Source organism: Paenarthrobacter sp. AR 02, from assembly GCF_021538675.1.
In the GTDB taxonomy this organism is placed as follows: domain Bacteria; phylum Actinomycetota; class Actinomycetes; order Actinomycetales; family Micrococcaceae; genus Arthrobacter.
Genome location: NZ_JAJUKH010000002.1, coordinates 618241 through 641420, shown reverse-complemented (window position 1 = coordinate 641420; position 23180 = coordinate 618241). Strand labels below are relative to the sequence as shown.

19 protein-coding genes and 1 riboswitch are annotated in these 23180 nt (G+C 64.2%); of the genes, 6 read left to right on the top strand and 13 right to left on the bottom strand.

Translation table 11 applies throughout. The features are described from left to right. Positions 1-8: 8 nt before the first annotated feature. Together LRQ04_RS09010 and LRQ04_RS09005 are read left to right on the top strand one after the other, a co-directional pair. The gene (locus LRQ04_RS09010) at positions 9-1163 is read left to right on the top strand and encodes a winged helix DNA-binding domain-containing protein (RefSeq protein WP_235519622.1); all 1155 of its coding nucleotides are present in this window, start codon (positions 9-11) and stop codon (positions 1161-1163) included. Positions 1164-1206: 43 nt separating this feature from the next. Beyond that, the gene (locus LRQ04_RS09005; RefSeq protein ID WP_235519754.1) at positions 1207-1671 is read left to right on the top strand and encodes a hypothetical protein; all 465 of its coding nucleotides are present in this window, start codon (positions 1207-1209) and stop codon (positions 1669-1671) included. Between the two features lie 8 nt (positions 1672-1679). On the opposite strand, the gene LRQ04_RS09000 is transcribed toward LRQ04_RS09005, so the two are convergent. Both LRQ04_RS09000 and LRQ04_RS08995 read right to left on the bottom strand, forming a co-directional pair. Next, positions 1680-2813 carry a homoserine O-acetyltransferase gene (locus tag LRQ04_RS09000; RefSeq protein ID WP_235519621.1) on the bottom strand — a complete coding sequence of 378 codons (1134 nt, stop codon included), beginning with the start codon at positions 2811-2813 and terminating at the stop codon, positions 1680-1682. Positions 2814-2828: 15 nt separating this feature from the next. After that, positions 2829-2945: riboswitch (SAM riboswitch) on the bottom strand. Between the two features lie 173 nt (positions 2946-3118). Continuing rightward, a complete protein-coding gene (locus LRQ04_RS08995; protein ID WP_255773985.1) occupies positions 3119-4459 on the bottom strand; it encodes a bifunctional o-acetylhomoserine/o-acetylserine sulfhydrylase in 1341 nt (446 codons plus the stop codon). Between the two features lie 205 nt (positions 4460-4664). Here LRQ04_RS08995 and LRQ04_RS08990 point away from each other — a divergent pair, with 205 nt between their 5' ends. Further along, positions 4665-5303: a VOC family protein gene (locus LRQ04_RS08990; RefSeq protein ID WP_211711634.1), complete on the top strand. Its 639-nt coding sequence runs from the start codon at positions 4665-4667 to the stop codon at positions 5301-5303. An 83-nt stretch (positions 5304-5386) separates the two neighbouring features. On the opposite strand, the gene LRQ04_RS08985 is transcribed toward LRQ04_RS08990, so the two are convergent. Then, positions 5387-6160 carry a CPBP family intramembrane glutamic endopeptidase gene (locus LRQ04_RS08985; RefSeq protein WP_235519613.1) on the bottom strand — a complete coding sequence of 258 codons (774 nt, stop codon included), beginning with the start codon at positions 6158-6160 and terminating at the stop codon, positions 5387-5389. Between the two features lie 86 nt (positions 6161-6246). Here LRQ04_RS08985 and LRQ04_RS08980 point away from each other — a divergent pair, with 86 nt between their 5' ends. After that, complete coding sequence (locus LRQ04_RS08980) at positions 6247-6903, top strand: histidine phosphatase family protein (protein WP_235519612.1); 657 nt, start codon at positions 6247-6249, stop codon at positions 6901-6903. A 9-nt stretch (positions 6904-6912) separates the two neighbouring features. Here LRQ04_RS08980 and LRQ04_RS08975 read toward each other — a convergent pair whose 3' ends face one another. The 5 genes from LRQ04_RS08975 to LRQ04_RS08955 are packed head-to-tail and all read right to left on the bottom strand — an operon-like array spanning position 6913 to position 11392. Then, on the bottom strand, positions 6913-7704 hold the full coding sequence (locus LRQ04_RS08975; RefSeq protein WP_235519611.1) for a DeoR/GlpR family DNA-binding transcription regulator: 792 nt from the start codon (positions 7702-7704) through the stop codon (positions 6913-6915). Between the two features lie 24 nt (positions 7705-7728). Then, complete coding sequence (locus LRQ04_RS08970) at positions 7729-8583, bottom strand: class II fructose-bisphosphate aldolase (protein WP_235519609.1); 855 nt, start codon at positions 8581-8583, stop codon at positions 7729-7731. Next, positions 8565-9533, bottom strand: coding sequence for a 1-phosphofructokinase family hexose kinase (locus LRQ04_RS08965; protein WP_235519606.1), 969 nt, complete (start codon positions 9531-9533; stop codon positions 8565-8567). Before LRQ04_RS08965 ends, LRQ04_RS08970 begins: the two co-directional genes overlap by 19 nt. Continuing rightward, on the bottom strand, positions 9530-10465 hold the full coding sequence (locus LRQ04_RS08960; protein ID WP_235519604.1) for an ROK family protein: 936 nt from the start codon (positions 10463-10465) through the stop codon (positions 9530-9532). Before LRQ04_RS08960 ends, LRQ04_RS08965 begins: the two co-directional genes overlap by 4 nt. 9 nt (positions 10466-10474) lie before the next feature. Beyond that, on the bottom strand, positions 10475-11392 hold the full coding sequence (locus LRQ04_RS08955) for an SIS domain-containing protein (RefSeq protein ID WP_235519602.1): 918 nt from the start codon (positions 11390-11392) through the stop codon (positions 10475-10477). 274 nt (positions 11393-11666) lie between these two features. Here LRQ04_RS08955 and LRQ04_RS08950 point away from each other — a divergent pair, with 274 nt between their 5' ends. Next, positions 11667-16049: an endo-alpha-N-acetylgalactosaminidase family protein gene (locus LRQ04_RS08950; RefSeq protein WP_235519599.1), complete on the top strand. Its 4383-nt coding sequence runs from the start codon at positions 11667-11669 to the stop codon at positions 16047-16049. Positions 16050-16149: 100 nt separating this feature from the next. Here the strand turns inward: LRQ04_RS08950 and hutI are convergent, their stop codons facing one another. From hutI to tdh, 4 genes are all read right to left on the bottom strand, one after another. Next, positions 16150-17382: an imidazolonepropionase gene (gene hutI / locus LRQ04_RS08945; protein WP_235519593.1), complete on the bottom strand. Its 1233-nt coding sequence runs from the start codon at positions 17380-17382 to the stop codon at positions 16150-16152. Between the two features lie 11 nt (positions 17383-17393). Next, entirely contained in the window at positions 17394-18491 is a 1098-nt protein-coding gene (locus tag LRQ04_RS08940) for an FAD-binding oxidoreductase (RefSeq protein WP_235519591.1), read from the bottom strand. Between the two features lie 159 nt (positions 18492-18650). Continuing rightward, complete coding sequence (locus LRQ04_RS08935; protein WP_235519589.1) at positions 18651-19844, bottom strand: glycine C-acetyltransferase; 1194 nt, start codon at positions 19842-19844, stop codon at positions 18651-18653. 34 nt (positions 19845-19878) lie between these two features. Beyond that, entirely contained in the window at positions 19879-20925 is a 1047-nt protein-coding gene (tdh, locus tag LRQ04_RS08930; protein ID WP_235519586.1) for an L-threonine 3-dehydrogenase, read from the bottom strand. A 109-nt stretch (positions 20926-21034) separates the two neighbouring features. On the opposite strand from tdh, the gene LRQ04_RS08925 reads away from it, so the two are divergent. After that, positions 21035-21973, top strand: coding sequence for a LysR family transcriptional regulator (locus LRQ04_RS08925; protein ID WP_235519581.1), 939 nt, complete (start codon positions 21035-21037; stop codon positions 21971-21973). 1 nt (position 21974) lies between these two features. On the opposite strand, the gene LRQ04_RS08920 is transcribed toward LRQ04_RS08925, so the two are convergent. Continuing rightward, positions 21975-23159, bottom strand: a complete 1185-nt coding sequence (locus LRQ04_RS08920) for a Gfo/Idh/MocA family protein (protein ID WP_235519579.1) — start codon at positions 23157-23159, stop codon at positions 21975-21977. Positions 23160-23180: the final 21 nt, after the last annotated feature.

Below are 23180 nucleotides of genomic sequence, written 5' to 3'. Positions count from 1 at the left end.
GGACCCCAATGTCAGATGACGGTTCTCCCCTGACGGGAAAGGTCCGGCAGTTGCGCCTGAGGCGGCAGCAGCTACGTGCTCCCCATGCCGGTTCGCCGGCCGAAGCCCTCCGCAACCTGCTGGCAGTCCAGTCACAGGAATTTCCCTACGCGCGGTGGACGCTCGCCCAAAGGTGCCAACCCCACGCGGCCGCCACCGCAGCCGATGTCGAGCAGGCGGTGGCGGACGGCGCCATCCTGCGCACCCACATCCTCCGTCCCACCTGGCATTTTGTTCACCGGGACGATCTCGGCTGGCTGATGGGGCTGTCCGCCGATCGGCTCCATCAGGGAAACAAGGGGATGTACCGGCAAACCGGCCTTGACCAGGAAGCCACAGCACGGAGCGGGCAGATCCTGGCACAAGCGGTGGAAGGCGGGGCCCACAAAACCCGCGAAGAACTCGCCACGATCCTCGGTGCCGCCGGTTTACCCAACAAGGGGCTGCCCTTCATCTATCAACTCATGCACGCGGAAATCAGCCGGATACTGGTCAGCGGCACCCCCGTCCGATCCTCGGGTGGTGCGCTGAAACAGACCTATGCCCTGTTCGACGAACGGATCACGGGTTCCACGGGCGGGCCACTGACCGGCACGGACCGTGAACAGGCCCTCGGGCAGCTGGCCCTGCGGTACTTCGCCAGCCGCGGACCTGCCACCGTGAAGGACTGCGCAGCCTGGTCCGGGCTCACCATGAAGGACGTAAAGCTGGGGCTCGATGTTGCCCGAGAGCTCGCTCCCGGAACGCTCGGGTCGGCCTCTTTCGATGGGTTGGAATTTCACCTCGCCTCCGAAGAAGTCGAGGGGCTTTCCGGGCCGCGCCACGAGGCGGCACTCCCACGCGTTGACCTCATCCAGTGCTATGACGAGTACGTGATGGGTTACTCCCAGTCACGGCATTACCTCGGCGGAACGGCACCGTACCTTTCCACGGACAACAGCCCCCTGCACGTTGTGCTGGTGGACGGACGATTGGCAGGGTGGTGGCGGCACGGATTCATCAACGGCGTCTGCGAACTCGACATCAGGATGGACCGGCCCACGACGCCGGATGAGCAAACCGCCCTGGACGCCGAAGTGGAGCGATACGGACGCTTCCTTGGCCTCCCGACCAAAAGGGCATGAGGCGTCAGGGCTAAGCTGGGATCAGACCTAGGAGGCCTGAACCGTGAACAATCTGATCTTCTGGATCATCGTCTGCTCGTGGGTGATTCCCTTTGGGATCCGCATGTACAACCGCTCGCGCGCCCGCAGGCTCCAGGACAATAGCTTCCGCGGGCCGGGATATCCACCCCAGGGCTACCCGCCGCAGAACCTCCCCGGCACCGGATATCCACCCCAGGGCTATCCGCAGCAGAACCTCCCCGGCACCGGATATCCACCCCAGGGCTATCCGCAGCAGGGCTACCCTGGGTACCCCACCGACCCGGCCGTCATCCGCCCGGCTGATCAGGCACCGCAGGCGGCTCCGCCGTCGAGCCCTTCATCCCCGATGCCAACACCCCCACCCACCCCTTCGGAGCCGCATGGCTTTAGGGCACGGAAGCTGGCCGAGCTTGACGCGAAGTTCAGCAACGGCGAAATCGCCATGGAGGATTACATGAAGCAGCGCGGCGACATCATGAACGGCTAAATGCCGCTTCAGGAGGCGGACTGGGAAAAGAAGGCCTGGTGGAGTTGCGCGGACAGTTGGCCGATTTCGGTCAGGAAGCCGTCGTGGCCAATCGGGGCTTCGATGACGTGGACCGGAACCTTCCCGGGAAGCGCGGCCGCCAATTCCCGCGATTGTGCGGGGAAGTAAAGCCTGTCACTGTCCACCGCCGCAATGAAGAACTGCGCAGTGGTCCGGGACAGTGCGTCTCGGAGTGAGCCACGCCCCCTGGTCACGTCGTGGGACATCAGGGCTTCGGTGATGGCAACGTAGCTGTTCGCGTCAAAGCGGCGGACAAGCTTGTTCCCTTGGTGGTCCAGGTAGCTCTCCACTTGGTATCGGCCCCGCTCCGCGAGGACGGCGGCAGCAAGCGGCGTTTCCTGGTGCTGCGGCTCCCGGCCAAACCGGTAATCCAGTTCCAGGGCCGAGCGGTAGGTGATGTGCGCAATCCGGCGGGCCAATGCCAGGCCCTCTTCCGGGGCTGGGCCGCCGTAGTAGTCACCGTTATTGAAGTTCGGGTCCTGCCGGATGGCAAGGGTTTGGGCCTGCGCGAACGCAATCTGCTCGGCCGTGCTGTAGGCGCCGACCGAAATCACAGCGCACCGTTCAACCCGTTCGGGAAATGTCACGGCCCATTCCAGGGCCCTGGCACCTCCCATGGATCCGCCCAGTACGGCATGCCAGGCCTTGATTCCCAAGGTGTCTGCGAGTCGCGCTTCAGCCTCAGTGCTGTCGCGCAGCGTGATCAGCGGGAACCGGGAGCCCCAGGGCTGGCCGTCCGGTGCTTCGGAGGACGGGCCCGTGCTTCCGTAACAGCCGCCCACGATGTTGATGGAGACCACGAAGTACTTGGTGGTATCGATGGTGGCGCCAGGTCCGACGAGTTGTTCCCACCATCCTTCCTCGTCGGTTGCTCCGCGGGCCACATGGGTGCTGCCCGTGAGCGCATGCTCGATGAGCACGGCGTTGGAGGCATCCGCATTGAGCCGGCCCCACGTTTCGTAGGCCAGGACAACGTCCGGAAGGAAACCACCGGCCTCGAGTTCGAGCGAACCGATGCTGGCGTACCTAACCGTGCCGTCCGCTTCCTCGGCTGTGGGTATGGCTGTTGCAGTGATGGTCATTCCTTTGACACCTATTCCTCGCGCTTGCCCGTCGCCTTGCGCGCGAACGGGCCAGGTCTTCACCCGGGGCACCCCACCGCGGAGGAGGGTTGCCGGCCAGCAAGCCGGGGCTACATGCTGGCACTCGTGACCTATAGAAAGAGTGTAGGAAAAACAGGGCCGCTCTGGCGAAGAATATGACAACACTGTGACGGTTTCGGGTCACATCGTTCGCGAGTGGACGCTGTGGAGCGCCGCCCTTCGAATATTCGACGGCGCGGGGCGGCGCCCCACAAAGGGTGTTCGTTACTGGATCAGGCGGGCTACTAAGCGCCCTTGGCCGCCCTGAAGCCTGCTTCGAGGTCGGCGATGATGTCGTCCACGTGCTCGATGCCAACAGACAGGCGCACCAGGCCTGGTTTGACGCCGGCGATCTCCTGCTGCTCCGCGGTCAACTGGCTGTGCGTGGTGGAGGCCGGGTGGATGACCAGCGAACGCACATCGCCGATGTTTGCCACGTGTGAGTGAAGCTCCAGCCCGTCCACGAAGCGCTTGCCGGCTTCGACGCCGCCCTTGATGTTGAACGCGACGATGGCGCCGGTGCCGTTGGGGCCATACTTCTTGCCGCGCTGGTACCACGGGCTGGACGGCAGACCCGCGTAGGCGACCGATTCGACGTCGTCGTGCGCTTCAAGCCACTCCGCCACTTTGGTGGCGTTGGCGACGTGGCGTTCCACGCGAAGGCTCAAGGTTTCCAGCCCCTGGGCGATCAGGAAGGCATTGAAAGGCGCGACGGCGGAGCCCAGGTCCCGGAGCAACTGGACGCGGGCCTTGAGGATGTAGGAGAGGTTTGCGCCGAGCGCCCCGTCCTTGCCGAGGTCGCGGGCGTAGACCAGGCCGTTGTAGCTGAGATCGGGGGTGTTGAAGCCCGGGAACCGCTCGGGGTCCTTGCCGAAGTCGAAGTTCCCCGAATCCACGATCACCCCGGCAATTGCCGAGCCGTGTCCGCCGAGGTACTTGGTGGCGGAGTGCACCACGATGTCGGCGCCCCATTCGATGGGACGGATCAGGTAGGGAGTGGACAGGGTGTTGTCGACAATGAGCGGCACCCCGGCCTGGTGCGCGACCCCTGCGATACCTTCGATGTCCAGGACGTCCTGGCGCGGGTTGGACACTACTTCGCCGAAGAAGAGCTTGGTATTCGGCTGCACTGCGTCACGCCACTGGTCCAGGTTGTCCGGGTCCGCGACGAAGGTGACCGAAATACCGAACTTCTTCAGGGTGTGCGCGAGCAGGTTGTAGGTCCCGCCGTAGAGGCTGGGGCTGGCCACAACGTGGTCGCCCGCCTCGGCGATGTTCAGGATGGCGAACGTCTCCGCCGCTTGTCCGGAGCTGAGCAGGAGCGCGCCGAGGCCCCCTTCAAGGCTGGCGATCCGCTGTTCAACGGCATCCTGGGTGGGGTTTCCGATGCGCGTGTAGATCGGCGCGAGCTCGGCCAGTGCGAAGCGGTTGGCTGCGCTTTCGGCGCTGGGGAACACGAAGGACGTGGTCTGGTAGATCGGCAGCGAACGAGCACCGGTGGCGGCGTCAGGCTCTTGGCCTGCATGGATCTGGCGGGTTTCGAAAGACCATCCTTGGGACATGGAGTTCTCCTGTTCGTGGCACATGGTTTCAACGGAATTGATGGAGTGGTGTGAACTGGGGCCAGTCTAGGAACACCCTGCGGGCCTTGGACAGCTTTGTGACGCCGGTGGAATGATTCGGTCCCCCGGCGTACGTTTGTGACACTGTTGCACCCTTGTGCCATAACATCCCATGTTGGTAAGGCTTGGCTTAGCTGAGACGCCGATCACAAAGTGCCAAGATGATGCCATGCGCATGGATCACGTCTCTTACGCCTGTGAACGAGATGGCCTTTTGGCCACTACCGAACGAATTTCCGCGGCATTGGGAGTGGACGCAGTCCGGGGCGGAGTGCACCCGCGCTTCGGAACCCGGAACATGATCATTCCCCTCGCGGATAACAAGTACCTGGAAGTCGTGGAGGTCCTGGACCACCCGGCTTCCGACAAAGCCCCCTTTGGCCAGGCAGTGCGTGCACGCTCGGCTGCCGGTGGCGGCTGGATGGGCTGGTGCGTCGCCGTTGACGACCTCGCCCCCTTCGAGGAGCGCCTCGGCCGTGCCGCCGTACCCGGTAACCGCAAGTTCCCTGACGGCCGCGAGCTGGTGTGGCAGCAGATCGGCATCCTTGGCCTGATCGCCGATCCCCAGGTCCCCTACCTCCTCAAGTGGGAGGGCGACCCCACCCTGCATCCTTCAAAGGTCTACGAAAGTGACGTGAAGATGTCCAGCCTCACCATTGCGGGCTCGGCGGAACGTGTGACCGAGTGGTTGGGCGAACCCGTGGAAAAGCCGCTGGAGGACGTAGCCGTCCAGTGGATCGCACCGCGGGGTACTCCGGGCATCATGGCTGTGACCTTCGAAACAGCCTCCGGGGCCGTTACCATCTGACCGTTCCACAAAAGCTTCGGCCGCCATCAGCGGGTGCCAATGACGTCACGCACCGATGGCGGCCGGATATTTTTAACGGCCGCCTACCCCAGCCCCACTGCCTTCCCGAAGAGGCTGAACCCAACGAACGCCACGATGTCCAGCAACGCATGGGCGATGACCAAGGGCATCACCCGCTTGGTCCTGGTGTAGATCCAGGCGAAGACCAGGCCCATCACGACGTTGCCAATGAAGGGCCCAAAGCCCTGGTAAAGGTGGTAACTCCCGCGCAGGACTGCGCTGACAGCGATGGCCACCGGCGTGCTCCACCCGAATTTGCCGAAGCGGTCCATCAGGTAACCGACCACGATCACTTCCTCCACGATCCCGTGCCGGATCGCGGACAGGATCAGCACAGGCACCGTCCACCAGTACGCGTCCAGGCCACTGGGTACAATCGCCGTGGTGATGCCCAGTGCCCTTCCTGCCGTGTAAAGGCCCAACGAAGGGATACCGATGGCTGCAGCCAGTCCCAGTCCGTGGAGCAGGTCCTTGCCGGGCCGGGCGAAATTGAACCCCAGCCGGGCGAACGCTGATCCGTTGTCGCCGTTCCGGTTTGCCTGGACATGCGTGGACAGGAAGTAGAACACCAGCGCCACAGGCACCAGGGCGAACACGATGTCCAGCAACTGGTACGTGAGGTCGAAGTATTCGCGGGTGCTTTGGGACCTGTTCAAGGTCGAGGTCGCATCCGCCAACGGCGCCCGGGTCATCTTGTCCAGCAGCTGCACCACCGAATAGACGGCCGACTGCCCCAGGGAAAGACCAAGCACAATCAGCACTTCGGCGCGCAGCCGGCGTTGGGAGGCAAGGAACATGTACCTATCTTGCCTGCAGTTCCTGCCACTTTGCCGGGAACCGCCGCCCTATGCTTGGTGGGATGGGTGCCCCTGGGAGAATTTTCATGATTCGGCACGGCCAGTCCGCCGCGAATGCCGACACGTCCATCTACAACCGTGTGCCGGACTATCGGATCCCCCTGACGGACCAAGGTCTGCAGGAGGCACGGATCGCCGGTGAGGACCTTCGCCGGAGGCTCGACGGCGAGCAGGTCTGCGTCTACGTTTCACCGTACCTGCGGGCGTATCAGACTCTTGAAGCCATGAACCTTGGTTCACTGGTGGAGCGGGTGGTCGAGGAGCCCCGGCTGCGGGAACAGGACTGGGCCAACTTCCAGATAGCCGGAGACATCGAGGACCAAAAGGAGCTCCGCAACCTCTACGGCCATTTCTTCTATCGCTTCCGCGAGGGTGAGTCAGGCTCGGACGTGTACGACCGCGTGTCCTCGTTCATGGAAACGTTGTACCGCCATTGGCAGAAGCCCACCTATGCACCGAACACGCTGCTCGTGACGCACGGCCTGACAATGCGCCTGTTTTGCATGCGCTGGTTCCACTGGACGGTGGAGTACTTCGAGTCGCTGAACAACCCGGAGAACGCCGAGTTACGCACGCTGATCAAGAACGACGACGACCAGTACAGTTTGGACCTGCCGTTCACCCAGTGGGTGCCCAGGGACGTGGACGATTCGGTACTGCACGCGCCAAGGATGCGGTTCTAGCAGCAGACCCTAGCCGGCAGGCGCGACGATGACTTCGGTGCCCTTGGCCTCAAACGCGGCTTTGTGCTCGGCACTGATGCCCGAATCGGTGATGAGGTGCCGGAAATCGTAGCCGGACATGGCCGCGAAAGAGCGCCTGCCCACTTTGGAGGAGTCCGCCACGACGTAGGACTCCGTGGCCCGGCGAGCCATCACCGTGTTGACCATGGCTTCGCCTTCATCGGTGATGGTGGGGCCTAGGTCCGGATCCACGCCGTTGACGCCGATGAAGGCGATGTCCAGCGCCACCTTCTGCATGATGACATCGGTGTAGGGGCCCACAAGTTCGTAGGAACGGGGATTCAGGATCCCGCCGGTCACCATGATCTTGATATTGGGCCGGACTGCCAGTTGGGAGGCGATGTTGATGGCGTTGGTCACGACGGTCAACGTAGGCCTGTTTGACGGCGCGTTGAGGTCCTCACGGGTGGAGAGAAGCTGGGCCAGGGCCGTGTTGGTGGTTCCGCCACTCAGGCCGATCACGGCACCGGGGCGGATCAACGACGACGCGGCCAATGCGATTTCCTGCTTGGCCTCGGCGTGATCGTCCCGGTTGTACCGCCCGGGGAGGTCGTAGGCAACGGACCCGGTGGTGGCGCCTCCCCTGGTTCGGCTGAGCAGCCGCTGCTTGGCTAGGCTGTCGAGATCCCGCCGGGCCGTTGCAGGCGACACGCCCAAACGCGTCACGATGTCCTCGACTTCCACATGGCCGGACTCGGCCAGGAGATCGAGGATGGCGGTCAGCCGATCGGTGCGGGTCATGACGAGCCTTTCGCGGGTTCCTTGCTATTTCGCTTTGGCGAACAGCGTCAGCATACGTGCGGACTCCAGCACCAGGGCATCCCGGCCGGCCTTGATGTACTTCCGGGAATCCACCACTGCAGGGTTGGCATCGAGGTACTCACGGACGGCGCGGGTAAAGAACCCGTTCAAATGTGTGGATACGTTGATTTTAGTCATACCCGAGGCGATAGCGGCTACGAGCACCTCGTCTGTGACACCGGAGGAGCCGTGGAGGACCAATGGTTTACCTACCGCTGACTTCAATCGGGAGATCAGATGCAGGTCCAGGGCGGCGCTGCGTTCGGTCATGGCATGGGACGAGCCAACAGCCACTGCCAGGGCATCCACACCCGTAGCTTCAACGAATGCCTGGGCTTCCGCAGGGTCGGTCCGGACGCCTGGCGCGTGGGCTCCGTCCTTGCCCCCGACCTTACCGAGCTCGGCCTCAACGTAGACGCCCTTTGCGTGGGCGTATTCGGCAACACGCTGGGTAACTTCGACATTCCACTCATACGGGAGGTGCGCGCCGTCGTACATCACCGAACCGAAGCCAAGGTCGACGGCGGCGAGCGCGAGGTCCTCGGATTCGGCGTGGTCCAGGTGGAGGGCGACGGGAACGGAAGCGGCGCGTGCGATCGCAAGGGCCGCCGTCGCGATGGGCTCCAAGCCGCCGTGATACTTCGCGCAGTTTTCGGAAATCTGCAGGATGAGCGGGACCCCCGCCGCTTCCGCGCCGGCAACCAGGCCCTCGGCTGTCTCGATGTGGATGATGTTGAACGCGCCTTGGCCTGTGCCGTTGGCTGCGGCTGAGTCCATCAGCTCCCGTGTGTTGACCAGGGTCACCGGGTCTCCTTCCATGTCACGATCAGTTGGTCTTGAAGTTCCTGGTAGCGCGGCGAAATTTCGCCCGCTGCGGGCATGAGCACCGCCGCGGCGGACCAGGCGGTGGCCCGCCGAAGGATTTCGCGTGGTTCAGTGACGCCTTCGGCGAGTGCGACGGCGGCCGCCGCCACACCGGCGTCGCCCGCCCCTGTGGGGTTGCCGCTGAGCGCCTCAGGCAAGCGGGCGCTCCAGTAGCCGCCCGGGGCCGCATGGTCGAAGGCGAGCATGCCGTCCGCGCCGGCGCTGACCAGCACCGTGCGGGCACCCATGGCAATCAGCGACAGGGCAGCCGCTTCAAGGCTGGACTCGCCGGTCGCTTCGGCAAGTTCGTGGTGATTCGGTTTCAGGATGTCGGCGCCTGCTTTGGCGGCAGCGATGATCCCGGGACCGGAGGTGTCGATGATGGCCGGTATACCGGCGTCGTGGGCCAACCGCACCAACTCCGGGTAGAAATCAGCAGGCGCGCCCGGCGGCAGGCTCCCCGAGCCGACCAGCACCGAGGCGGGAAGGTTTCGGTTGCCACTCACGGCTTCCACCACCGCAATCCGGAGCGAGCGCCAATCGTCGGGCAGCAGAGCTTGGCCCTCCTCATTGAAGATCGAGGTTTCCCCGGCGACGGTGTCCACCAGTGCGATGCTTCGCCGCGTCTCGGCGGCAACTCCCACAAGGGTGTGCGGAACCCCGCTGGTCCAGAGTTCAGCGGCGAGGGTTTGCCCCGCCGCACCGCCGGTCGGGGCGATCGCGAGGACCGGATATCCGAGCTGGTGGGTCACGCGGGCCACGTTGATGCCTTTGCCTCCTGCCCTGCTCAAGGGGGTCGGGACGCGGTGGCTGGCACCCTCGGTGATGCCCTGCACGGTGTAGGTCATGTCGATGGCCGGGTTGGGCGTGACGGTAATGATGCGGTTCACGGCGGCTCGGTTCACTGTTTGCCTCCCAGGAGAGCCCTGGCGTTCAAGGCCGCACCCAACAGGCCGGCGTCCTGTCCCAACTGGGCTCGGATCAGTTGTGGACGTCGCTGGAAATCGAGGATGTGGTCAACTCGGGCGCGGAGGGGCTCCAGCAGCTCCTCGCCCGCTTCGGCGAGCCCACCGCCGATCACGACGGCTTCGGTTCCGATGATGTTGACGCATTGGCAGATGGTGAAGGCAAGGGCGTCCACGGCGTCGGCCCAGATGCGGGCCGCCAGCTGGTCGCCGTCGTTTGCACGGAGCAGAACACCGCGGGCGCCGTTCACCCTGTTGCCCGAGGCGCGGTGGTAGCGCTTGGCGATGGCCCCTGCCGAGCCGACGGCTTCGAGGATCGTGGAGCCCGCGGTGCCAGGGGCGGCATCAGGGTCCGGGACCTGGGCGTGGCCCAGCTCCCCTGCGAACCCGCCCGCTGTCACGGGCTTGCCGCCGGAGAAGACAGCGGCGGCAATGCCGGTTCCCACTACCATCACCACAACGTCATTGAACTCCCTGGACCCACCCAGGCTGTGTTCTACGGCGGCGGCGGAGCGGACGTCGTGATCGAAAGCGACCGGGATGCCCAGCCGCCTCTCGGCTTCGGCTGTGAACGGGAAGTCACGCCACCCAAGGTTTGCGGAGTAGACACCAACACCGGCCACCGAGTCGACAATGCCGGGAACAATGATGCCGGCTGCCCGGGCGGGTGATCCCGGGAACTCGGTAGCCAACTCGGCAGCAAGCTCCGCGAGCCGGTCCAGCACTGCCTCGCCCGGCCGGGAGGAGTCCAGTGGCGTCGGGACCCGGCGCATGCCAAGGACTTCACCCCGTGCATCCACCAAACCAGCTTTGATGTCGGTCCCGCCAACGTCGAAGGACAGGACGGGTGATTCCGCGGCTCCGAGAACCATGCTGGGTACCTAGGCTGAGGCGTCGAGAATGACGGAGCGTGTCAGGTTCCTGGGCAGATCCGGATTGAGTCCGCGGACGCGTGCGCGTTCCAGGGTGACTTTGTGCACGCGGGCCAATTCGGCCAGGGGGTGCTTGTCCGTGTGGACGTACAGGGCTCCGGTTACTGCCATGTCGTGGTCAAGGCCTTCGGGCTGGGCACCGAACAACCAGGTGACACGACCGGGGGCAGCGATGGAGATGGGGCCGTGGCGGTACTCCATGGCGGGGTACGACTCGGTCCAGCCCTGGACTGCCTCGCGCATTTTCAAACCGGCCTCGTGGGCGAGGCCTACTGTCCAGCCAGTGCCAAGGAAGGTGAACTGCTCCGCGTCCAACAGTTCCTGGGAGACAGGGGCGCTGACGGCGTCGCGGGCGTCCTCGATGGCCTGCTGCACGTCGATCCCGAGGCTGCTGAGCAGGTAGACCAAAGCCGTGGTGGCGAAGCGGGTCTGGACCACGGAACGCTCATCGGCGTACTGCAGGCCAATCACAGTGTCTGCCAAGTCAATGATCGGAGACGTCGTGTCACCAATGATCGCGACGGTGGGAACGATCCCCTTCAAATCGGCCAGGATCTCAAGTACCTCAGTGGTGGTGCCGGAACGCGTAATGGCCACAACGGCGTCGTACTGGCGATCGGCGCTGTTGTGGTTCAGGAAAGCCTCGGAGGCAGCGAACGCATCGGTCACGCCCTTGCCGGCAGATTCGCGGGCAGCCGCGTAGCTCTGGGCCATGAACCAGGATGTTCCACAGCCGATGACGGCGATGCGCTGGCCGTCGGCGGGGAGCAGTTGCTCCGATCCCGCCTGTTCAACGGCCCGCTGCCAAACGTCGGGCTGGGAAACCAGCTCTTCCTCCATGAAGGCGCCCAGTGTGTTCTCGCTCATCGTGTTCCCGTTCCCGCTCAAGTTAATGACGTTTTCTGATCTATAGAAACACTAAACGATCATTTTCGATCTCACAAGGATCATCCATGGGAGAAGACTGCTCATGAACCGCGCATTGGTGCGATGTGTGTCGGACAACGAAAATCATGTGGTTTCGTGTGCATTTTAGTTAACTACCTGTTAACTCTTGTCAACTTCTGTCCGATGCAGCAGTCTTGGTTGAGTCCGCAAGAACATGACTGTTAATAGCTTGGAAAAATCAAGAAGGAGCATCATGCCCCGCTTGTCATCCCCCGGACGGCTCGCCTCGCTCAGTTTGGCGTGCGTCGTCGCCTCATCATCGCTGGGCCTCATGGCCCTCCCACCCGCAGCGGCCTCTGCCACCACCCAACCCGCCGAAACCATCAGCGCGTCCGACACCACCACCATCACCTCCGGACAACTCCGGGTGGACGTGGCCACCACCTTTCCTCAAGTCCTCGGCTACACCGACACAGCCACCAAGGCCCGCCTGGACGGAACCACCACACGGCTTGCCTCCATCACCATCAACGGCACGGAGTACAGCGTCAGCGGCACCTCGACCGCCTCCGGCAAAGATGCAAGGGACTACGTCCTCACCGTGCCCGGGTTCGGCAATACCGTGATCAAAGCCCGGCTGTCCGTGAAGAAGAACGTGGTCTCGTTCAACGTCACGGAGATCAAGGACACGGCGGAGCACCAAGTAAAAACACTGCAACTCCCCCGGCTGAACCTGGTGACCGTCAGCTCCACGCAGCCAGGCGCCCAGGTGTCCACGGCAAACCTTTCCGTGGACCGGAGCGTCACCGGCGATGAGTTCACACCCATCACGGCCTCGACCCCTCTTGATGCTGCGGCCAAGAGCTCCGCATATGCGCTGGCCAACACCGCATCGCTGGGCGCGGCCGTTGAATCCAACGCCCTCTACGACACATCGTCCGGGCCGGGCGCCAAAGACCGCGGACGCTTTTGGCGCCAGGCAGTGAGCGACGGCGCCGGAGGGGTTTCCATGGGCCTGGCGAGCGGACAATGGCTCTACCGGGCCGACGGCTCCGAGCGTACAGAGGAACTGCCGTGGACCCGGGTGGCAATCACAGCAGATGCCAACGCGGACGGCGGCGTGGACTGGCAGGACGCGGCCATCGCCATGAGGTCCATCCAGGTCAGCGCCAACAAGGGCGAACAGACCCCGGACAACGTCATCACCCACATCCCCTTCAATTTCGCCTCCCAGGCAACCCATCCCTTCCTCCGCACCCTTGACGACGTCAAACGCATCTCCCTGGCAACGGATGGGCTGGGGCAGGTGGCGATGCTCAAGGGCTACACCAGCGAGGGCCACGACTCGGCCAACACGGACTACGGCAACAACTTCAACACCCGGGCCGGTGGGCTCGAGGACCTCAACAAGCTGGTCAAGGAAGGCAAGGACTGGAACGCCAGCTTCGGTGTCCACATCAATGCCACGGAAATCTACCCCGAAGCCAAATCCTTCAGCGAAGATCTCCTGAGGGCGGACAAGGGCCTCGGCTGGAACTGGCTGGACCAGTCCTACTACATCAACCAGCGCCATGACATCAACTCCGGCAAGCTCGCCCAACGCATCAAAGAACTGCGCGACGCCACCGACAAAAACCTGGACTTCGTCTACGTGGACGTCTACTACGAGTTCGGTTGGCTCGCCGAACGGCTGCAGCAGGAACTCGTCAAGAATGGCTTCAGGGTGGGGTCCGAATGGGCGGACCACCTGTCCAGGAACAACACCTGGTCGCACTGGGCCAACGACGAGAAATACGGCGGCTCCACCAACAAGGGCATCAATTCCCAAATCCTGCGCTTCATCAACAACACCCAATCAGACGTGTGGAACCCGGACCCCAAGCTCGGTGTGAGCCACATTGTGGAGTTCGAAGGGTGGACCGGGCAGAACGACTTCAATGCGTTCAGCGAGAACGTGTGGACGGCCAACCTGCCGGCCAAATTCCTGCAGCATCACCAGATCACCAAGTGGACGCCCGACCGCATCGATCTTGCCGATGGCGTGGCCGTGACTGGAAACACCGCTGCCGAGCGCACCATCACCGTTGGCGGCGCATCGGTCCTCCAGGGTGGAACGTACCTTCTGCCGTGGGCTTCCAAGGAGGACGGCAAGGCAGACAAGCTTTACCACTACAACCCCGCAGGCGGAGCCAGCACGTGGACCCTGACCAAGGAGTTCGCCAGGTCCCGCACGCTTGAGCTGTTCAAACTGACCGACAACGGCCGCGTCAAGGTTGCCGATGTCCCGGTGGTCAACGGCCAGGTCAGCGTCACGGCCGATGCCAAGCAGCCCTACGTCCTCACCGCCAAGGACAACGCTCTTCCCAAGAAGGCGGACTTTGGTGAGGGCACATCCTTCAACGACCCCGGCTTCAACGGCGCAGACCTCTCCCCGTGGAACCCCACCGGCACCGTCACGCAGGTCCGCGACGACAAGGGCCGCCGCTTCGCCGCATTGGGGGCAACGCCGTCGTCGATCAGCCAGGACGTGAAGCTGGACGCCGGAACCCAATCCGTAAGCGCCTGGGTGGAAATTGAACCCGGTAAAACCCGGACCACGACGCTCTCCGTCACTGTTGACGGGACAACGGAAAAGACCACCATCGATTCTTCCAACGCCGAGAACTTCGTGGCCGGCGACGAGAAACACGGGACCTCGTTCCAGCGCATCCGCGTGCTGGTGGACGTTCCCCAGAACAACACCAAGGCCACAGTCGCCGTCACAGCCGCCGACGGCGATGCCACAGTGCGCGTCGACGACTTCCGGGCGGTGAAAACCACCCGGGTGGCCACAACAGGGGTGCTCAGCGAGGACTTCGAAAACGTGGACCAAGGATGGGGACCGTTCGTCAAGGGCGACGCCGGCGGCTCCACGGACCCGCGAACCCACATCACCGAGCGCCACGAACCCTTCACCCAAAAGGGCTGGAACACCAACGTGATCGACGAAGTGCTGGGCGGAAACTGGTCACTGATCGCCCATGACGAAAACCTTGGCCCGAACGGGGGACCGGGCATGGTGTACCGCTCCACCGAGGCAACCATGCCGTTCCAGGCCGGCCACAAGTACAAGGTGTCGTTCGATTACCAGAACTCCAAGGCCGGGCAATACGCCTGGGTCGCAGGCTACGACTCACAAGCCGGCCCGGCAGTGACAGGCAGCCAGGCGATCGACGCCGCCACCTCCACCACCCGGTTCGAGCAGACCCTGGACACCGGCTTCTGCGGGGACTACTTCGTCGGTTTGCAGCGAACGGGCAGCTCCAACGGTTCGGACTTCACCCTGGACAACCTCCTGGTCGAAGACCTCGGAGCCTCCGAAGCGGTCCCCGCCTGCGCGCAACTCTCAGCGGCCCTTCAAGGCGACGTGATCCAGCAGGGCAAGGCCCAGGACTTCGTCACCACCTTCACCTCGGATGAACCGGCCCCCATTAACGGGCTGGATATCTCCCTTGCGCTGCCCGACGGGTGGACGGCAACCCCGGCCACTCCCGCCACGGCTGCAACCCTGCCCGCCGGAGGTACGTTGACCACCACGTGGAAGATCACCGCACCGGCTTCGGCGGACGGCGACTACCCCATCACCGCGAGGGCCAAGTATTCAACCACCACAGAGCCAGCAGGGACCCGGGCCCTCAGCACCACCACCACGGTGCGGACTTTACCTAAACCTCCCCAGGCCACGGTGTACGCCACCGACCATCCCTGGGTCAGCGCCACCAACGGTTGGGGACCCGTGGAGAAGGACCAGTCCAACGGCGGGACCGGGGCCGGCGACGGGACGCCGCTCACCCTGAACGGCACCGTTTATGCCAAGGGCCTCGGTGCCCACGCCAACGGTAATATCCGGTATTACCTTGGCGGATACTGCACTGCCTTCACCGCGACCGTAGGCATCGATGATGCGCAAGCGACCCGGGGCAGCGTGAAGTTCTCCGTCGTTGCTGACGGCACCACCAAGGTCGCTACCCCGGTGCTGGGAGCGACCAGTGCACCGTTCCCCCTCACCGTCGACGTCACCGGGGCCCAGTACGTGGAACTGGTGGCCAACGACGCCGGCGATTCCAATGGCAACGACCACGCCGACTGGGCAGACGCAAAGTTCACGTGTTCCTCCACCGCGCAAGAGCCCCCGGCACCCGTGTTGTCGGGCACCGTGTTCGCCTCCGACCTGCCCTGGACCGGCAGCACCAACGGTTGGGGACCTGCGGAACGGGACCGGGCGAATGGTGAGCAGAACGCCGGCGACGGGCCAGCGCTGCGGCTCGACGGCGTCGTGTACTCCAAGGGAATCGGCGTCCATGCCGACTCGAAGATCAGCATCGCCACGGAAGCCAAGTGCAACGCTTTCACCGCCGTGGTGGGAGTCGACGACGCCAAGCTGAACAAGGGCCTGCACGGCTCAGTGGTGTTCATCGTGAAGGGCGACGAGCGGGAGCTTCTGCGCACCCCCGTCCTCAGCGCCGACTCGGCAGCACTGCCCCTCAACGTGGACATCACCGGTGTTCGCACTATCGAGTTGATCGCCGACAAGAACGGCGACGACGCAGGCGATGACTGGGGCGACTGGGCCGACGCGAAGTTCAGCTGCGCCTAGGCCCAACGCGGGAGGCCCAACGCGGGAGGCCCAACGCGGGGTCACTTACGGCCGATCCGGGGCACCGGAATGGGCCGTAAGTGACCCCGCGTTGCTTTAACTAGACGGCGCGTATGCCCGCCCGCCACACCGAATGCGTCAGCGGGATACCGGGACGATAGGCCAGGTGCGTGGCCGACGGCGCCTTGAGCATGTGCAGGTCAGCGCGATGGCCGACGGCGAGCGAACCCACCGCCCGTTCGCCGTCGGCGTCGTTCCCTGACTCCCTGCCCAGCGCCAAGGCGCCGCCATACGTTGCCGCGCGGACGGCTTCATGGACGCTCAGGTGCATCTGGAGCACGGCCGTGGTGACGCAGAACGCCATGGAACTGGTGTAGGAGGTGCCGGGATTGCAGTTGGCCGCCAGCGCAATCTGCACCCCGGCATCGATCAGTTCGCGGCCGGGTGCCAGTGGTTGGCGGGTGGACAGGTCGCAGGCGGGGAGGCAGGTTGCCACCGTCCCCTTCGTCCCCTGTCCCGTCGCCGGATCCCAGCCGGCCCATGTTTCCGCGAGCGCTTTCACGTCCTTGTCCGAAAGGTAGTTAACGTGGTCGACGCTCGCAGCCGCGAACTCGACAGCCAGGGCAACGCCGGGGCCCTCGCCCAGCTGGTTGCCGTGCACCCGGAGGCCCAGGCCGGCATCGCGGGCGGCAGTCAGGACGCGGCGGGACTGGTCCTCCGTGAAGGCACCCCGCTCGCAGAAAACGTCGGCCCAGCGGACGTACGGCAGGACGGCGTCGAGCATGGGACCGCAGACCAGGTCCGTGTACTCCTCCGGGTCGGATCCTTTCGGGACCAGGTGCGCGCCGAGATAGGTGACTTCATCGACTTCCGCAGCAGCGATGCGGGCGCTGCGGGCCTCGTTTTCCACGTCCAGCCCGTAACCGGTCTTGCTTTCAAGGTAGGTGGTGCCTTGGGAGACTGCCTCGGCCACGCGGTCCCGCACAAGGCGGGTCAGTTCGTCGTCGCTGGCTGATCGTGTGGCTCCCGTGGTGACGGCAATTCCGCCTGCACTGTAGCTTTCGCCGGCCATCCGGGCCTCGAACTCGGCAGTGCGGTCACCTGCGAAGACCAGGTGCGAGTGCGAATCCACCCAGCCGGGCAGGACGGCGCGGCCCTCGGCGTCGATCATTTCATCGGCCGACGGGGCATCCGCGCTGGACCCCAGCCATGCGATGCGCTCCCCCTCGATGACGATCGCCGCATCCTTGAGGACCCGGTGCTCCAGGTCCTGGGTCATCAGCTCGCCGATGTTGGTGATGAGTGTGCTGCCGCTGTTCCTGTTTCCGCTCATGACCCTATTGTTCAGCGCCGGATGGACCAGCGTACTGCCGCGAGTTGCTCCGCTGTCCGGGATTCCGGACTGTCGGCTTCAACGTCCCCCAGGATGAGTGCTGCGGCCAGCTGCGCTATGGCGGACGAAGTCTGGAAACCGTACCCGCCCTGTCCGGCGAGCCAGAAGAAGCCGGGCGCTTCGGCGTCGAATCCCACCACCGGGATTCCGTCCGCGGCTTCGGTCCTCAGCCCCGTCCAGGCGCGGTCCACCGACCGGATTCCCAACGACGTCACGGCGTTGAGCCTGGTGATCAAAGCCTCAACGTCACCAGGGTACGGCTTGGCATCTTCGGCACCGCTCGGCACCGTTTCCGACGGCGAAATCAGGACTTGCCGCCCCTCGGCCCGGAAATAGAAGGAATCGTCCGCGGCGCAAACCATGGGCGTCTCCGGCGTCAGGGGGTTGTCCACGTTCACGATCGCCGCGGTCCTCCGGTACGGCTGAAGTCCCAGCTTCTCCACCCCGCTGATGACGGCCAATTCGTCCGCCCATGCGCCGGCCGCATTAACCACGACGCCGGACTGGAATCCTTCGGTTCCTGCCCCCACCTGCCAGCCGCTCCCCAACCGTTGGGCCGAGTGCACCTTTGCTCCGGTGATGATGTCCACGCCGGCAGCTTCGGCCGTACGGCGGTGTTCCTCGAGAAGGAGCGGGGCGTTGCAGCCGAACGACCCATTATCCAGGCCCGCGGCCGTGAAGGAATCAGGGTTAAGCGCCGGGCACAGCTGCATGGCCTGGTCGTGGGAAATAGGGTGCATGTTGCCGCTGGCTTCGGCCCGGACGGTCTCCTCGTCACCCACCAGCATGAAGCCCCGGGGCGTGAGGATTGGTTCCGCTGACTGCGCGTCCCTCTCCCCCAGCATCTCCAGTGTCCGGACGGTCAGGTCCTGTACCACGGCGGGACCATAGCTGGGGATGAGTTGCCTTGCGGATCGCGAAGACGTGTGAAAAGCCAAGGACTGTTCGGCCTCAACCAATGCAACCGTGCATTTGCCTGCCAGCGCCGCGGCCAGGGAAAGCCCCCCGATGCCGCCGCCAACGATTACCACGTCATAATTCGAAGCCATGGCTCCATCCTGTCAGAACAGATCCTCTCTCACATCCCACCCACAAAACCCAAACCCTCACTCACACCCCACCCACAAAACCCAAACCCTCACTCAATTTCCTGAAGGACGTGAGCGAGGGTTGGGCCCAAACAGGCGGGACGTGAGAGAGCGTCGGGCTTAGGCGACTGCGGCGCGACTCTTGACGAACGCCTGAACGCACGCTTCGACGTCGTCCGAGCTGTGGGCAGCCGAAAGCTGAACGCGGATCCGGGCGGCGCCCCTGGGCACGACGGGGAAGCTGAAAGCGGTGACGAAGACGCCGTGCTGGAGCATCTGGTCCGCCACGCGTGCCGCCATGACGGCGTCGCCGAACATGACCGGGATGATGGCGTGTTCGCCGTCGAGGAGTTCGAAGCCTTCCTCGCTCATACGGCGGCGGAAGAGCGCAGCGTTCTCGAAGAGACGGGTGCGCAGTTCGCCCGATTCCTGGACCAGTTCGATCGCCTTGATGGTGGCGGCAACAATGGCCGGGGCCAAGGAGTTGGAGAACAGGTACGGGCGCGCCTTCTGGCGGAGCATGGCAACGATCTCGCCGCGGCCGGAAACGTAGCCGCCGGAGGCGCCGCCCAGGGCCTTGCCGAAGGTACCCGTGTAAATGTCCACCCGGTCGGAAACGCCGGCGTGCTCGGGGGTGCCGGCACCGGTGGGTCCCATGAAGCCAACGGCGTGGGAGTCGTCCACCATGACCAGGGCGTCGTGCTTTTCGGCGAGGTCGCAGATGGCTTCGAGGGGTGCCAGGTAGCCGTCCATGGAGAAGACGCCGTCGGTGACGATGATCTTGCGTCGTGAACCGGAGGCCTCAACGAGCTTCGCTTCCAGGTCAGCCATGTCCTGGTTGGCGTAGCGGAAGCGCTTGGCCTTGCTCAGGCGGATGCCGTCAATGATGGAGGCATGGTTCAGGGAGTCGGAAATGATGGCGTCTTCCGGACCGAACAGCGACTCAAAAACACCCCCGTTGGCGTCAAAGCAGCTGGAGAACAGGATAGTGTCCTCGGTGCCCAGGAACGCCGAAACGCGGGCCTCCAGTTCCAGGTGGAGGTCCTGGGTACCGCAAATGAAACGTACGGAAGCCATGCCGAAGCCACGCTCGTCCATGGCGGACTTGGCCGCGGCGATGATGTCCGGGTGGTCGGCCAGGCCCAGGTAGTTGTTCGCGCAGAAGTTCAGGACCTTGTTGGCGGGCTGGCCGAGTTGGCCGGCAGCGATGTGGCTGGCCTGCGGGGAGTCGATGTGGCGTTCGGTCTTGAAGAGTCCGGCGCTGCGGATCTCGTCGAGTTCGCCCTGCAGTTGGTCTTTGATGGCTGAGTACATGGGTGCTCCTAAGGGTGAGGGAAAGTCGGTCCGGTTAGAGTTCGGTCCAGTCGAGGACCACTTTTCCGCCGGTACCGTTGCGGGCGATGTCGAAGCCCTTTTCCCAGTCGGATGCGGAGAGCTTGTCGGTGACCACTGCGGAGATACTGCGGTGGAGCACCGGGTTGGAAGAGAGCATGGCACTCATGGCGTACCAGGTCTCGAACATTTCACGGCCATAGATGCCCTTCAGGGTGAGCATGTGGGTGACTACCTTGCCCCAGTCGATGTCGATGGACTGGCTGGGCAGGCCCAGCATGGCGATGCGTCCGCCGTGGTTCATGTTGTCGATCATCTCAGGCAGTGCCGTGGGGTGTCCGGACATTTCCAGTCCAATGTCGAACCCTTCACGCATACCCAGTTCCTGCTGCGCTTCGCGGACACGCATCTTGGACACGTCAACCGCGAGGTCCACGCCCATCTGCCGGGCGAGTTCCAGCCGGGGTGCGGAGACGTCGGTGATGGCAATCTTGCGGGCACCGGCGTGGCGGGCGACGGCGATGGCCATGAGTCCGATGGGTCCGGCACCGGTAATGAGCACGTCTTCGCCGACCAACGGGAAGCTCAATGCGGTATGCACGGCGTTGCCGAAGGGGTCGAAGATAGCGCCGAGTTCCGGGGTAACGGATTCGTCGTGGTGGACCCAAACGTTCGTTTCCGGGATGACAACGTACTCTGCGAATGCGCCATCGCGCTGCACGCCGACGGAGACGGTGTGGATACACATCTGGCGGCGTCCGGCACGGCAGTTGCGGCAAATTCCGCAGACCACGTGGCCTTCACCGGAGACCCGGTCCCCTACCTTGACGTCGCGGACGTCCTCGCCGATTTCCACCACTTCACCGTAGAACTCGTGGCCCGCGATGAGGGGTGCCTCGATGATCCCCTGCGCCCAGGCGTCCCAGCTTTGGATGTGGAGGTCGGTGCCGCAGATGCCGGTGGTCATGACCCGGATCTTGACGTCGCCGGGGCCGGCTTCGGGCTCGGGACGGTCGACGAGTTCAAACCCTGCGTGGGGTCCGGATTTGTAGAGAGCCTTCATGGGATTCCTCACTGGCTTAGGGCTGCTTCGCTGCTGCTGAGTCCATTGAAGCTCCGCCAACGATTTAGCACAACTAGATTCTTCTCAATCAACGATTTAGGATTTGCTAATGGAAATTCATCAGCTGCAGATGCTTCGCGAACTTGGGGACCTCGGCAGCGTGAAGGCCGTGGCGGAGACCCTCATGGTCACCCCGTCCGCCGTATCCCAACAGCTCGCGCTCCTCCAGAGGTCGGTGGATGTGCCCTTGACCCGCAAGGAGGGCAGGGCTTTGGTGCTGACCGACGCCGGCCGCGTACTCGCTGAGGCGGGTGCCGCCGTCGTCAACGCCATGGCAGATGCGCGGGCCGCGATCGGCGCCTACCACGACGCTCCGGACGCGCCTGTCAGCGTGAGCGCCTTCCACAGTGCGGGGCAGGCGCTGTTCGCGCCATTGGCAGCGCTGCTGGCTGCAGACAAAGCGTCCGACGGCGGGATGTCACCACGACTGCGGCTGTCCGACGAAGACGTGGCCCAGGAGGATTTCCCGGGGTTGGCCGCTCAGTACGACCTTGTCCTGGCGCACCGGATGGACAACAGCCCGCCCTGGCCCGAAGACAAGGTCGCGGTGATTCCGTTGGCCGACGAACCGTTGGACATTGCGCTCCCCGCGCATCACCCCCTGGCGGCCAGGACCGAGTTGGAACCCTCCGACGTCGTCGATGAAGCCTGGGTGACCAGCCGCGATGGCTACTCCCCCGCGGATGTGTTGGCCGCCGTCGTGGCCGTGAGCGGGCGCCCCGCGGAGGTGCTGCACCGCATCAATGACTATTCCACCGTTGCGGCGCTGGTCTCGGCCGGTGGTGCAATTGGACTGCTGCCCAGATTCACGGCCCGACGCGTGCTGGACGCAGGCGTGGTGCTCCGCCCGCTGGCCGGAGTGAATTCCGTCCGCAAGATCGACATCCTCGCCCGGCCTGAGGCTCTCAAAAGAAAATCGGTCATAACGGTTTGCGAGTCACTTCAAACCGTCATGACCGAGCTCATCGAGCTATCCAGTCCCCGCTAGCTCAGTCGCGGACCAGGGCCGGCTGGCCGGCGTCGAAATATTCCACCAGCTCGGCCGGGAGTTCCGGCACTTCCAGCGCGGAGCCGTCGCCACGCAGGGATTCGGCCGCCAGGATGCCCGCTACCACGGCTTGCCGCGCGGCGACCGGGCTGGTCTGTGTTTGGCCGCCATCGGAGGCAAACCGCAGGAATTCATCGATGAGGCGCGGATCCGCGCCGCCGTGGCCGCCTTCGCCGTCCTGAATGGTGATAACTTCATCCGGTGCGGCATAGCCGGACGACCGGCTGGTCCAGACGTTGATGGTCTCCCCCGGCCCGTCACCGAGGTTTTCGATCCGGCCCTTGGTGCCGATCACGGTGTAGTTGCGCCAGTAGTCGGGCGTGAAGTGGCACTGCTGGTAGGAGGCCAGGACGCCGTTGTCCAGCACCATGTTCATCATGGAAATGTCCTCGACGTCGATCACCTCCGCCAGGTCCTTCTGCTCCGTGGGCGGCCAGTTGTCCATGGAGAACCAGTCGCCCATGCGCTTTCCGGCGTTGTCGCTTCGATTCGGCACGTCGCCGTAGACTGCAAGATCGCCGACGGCGGCAACCCGCTTGGTGTACCCGCCGGCCAGCCAGTGGATCACGTCAATGTCGTGGGCACCCTTTTGGAGCAACAGCGACGTGACGTTGGCCCGCTGCGCGTGCCAGTCCTTGAAGTAGTAGTCACCGCCGTGGCCCACGAAATGCCGGCACCACACCGCTTTGACGTCACCGATCCTGCCTTCTTCGATGAGCTGGCGCATCTGGACCACCACCGGCATGTGGCGCATGTTGTGGCCGACGTAGAGCCGGGTACCGGTTTCGTAGGCCGTCTTCAGGATCAGGTCCGCGGCCTCCACGGTAATGTCCAGCGGCTTCTCGCAGAAGGTGGGGATGCCCGCCTTGAGCGTACGGACGGCGACGGCGGCGTGCTGGTTATCGGGGGTCAGGACAAGTACGGCGTCCAGGCCGCTGGCCAGCAGCTCCTCAAGATCATCCGTGATCCGCGCGGTGGGGATGCGTTCAGCAGCGTCTGCACGGCCGCGTTCGCTGAGGTCGCAAACGATGGTGACTTCAGAGCCTTCGCCCGGCTTGTGGGCATGCTTCCAAAGCCCCGACCGCAGGCCAAAACCTACGATGCCGACCTTCAAATCCTTTTCCATGGTGTGAAATTTCCTTCTGCT